The organism is Iodidimonas nitroreducens, from assembly GCA_000710935.1.
In the GTDB taxonomy this organism is placed as follows: Bacteria; Pseudomonadota; Alphaproteobacteria; order Sphingomonadales; family Rhodothalassiaceae; genus Iodidimonas; species Iodidimonas nitroreducens.
The window spans coordinates 1-292 of sequence record BAYV01000070.1; the positions used below are offsets into that span (position 1 = coordinate 1).

1 protein-coding gene is annotated in these 292 nt (G+C 43.2%); it reads left to right on the forward strand.

All coding sequences use genetic code 11. The annotated features are described in order from the left end of the window. Positions 1 to 112 precede the first annotated feature (112 nt). Positions 113 to 292: glycosyltransferase (locus AQ1_RS12350; protein ID WP_042087812.1), on the forward strand; the 180-nt coding region annotated here is incomplete at its 3' end.

Sequence of the window (292 nt, forward strand, 5' to 3'; positions counted from 1 at the left end):
ATGATCTGGTGACTGGAGTTCATGCTCTCTATCAGAAATTAAAATCAGGGTTTAAATCAATCTAGTCAATTATTGAATTATTCTCTAAATTATTCACTCTTTTCACACCAGAATGCCCCTTGTCTCCCTAATTATTCGTTGTTACAACGAAGAAAAACACATTGGCCGCTTGCTCAGCGGCGTTATGCAGCAACAGGGCATCGACTACGAAATTATTATCGTGGACTCCGGCTCAACCGACGCCACCGTCAGCATTGCCCAACGCTATCCCATTCAACTCATCAGCATCGAC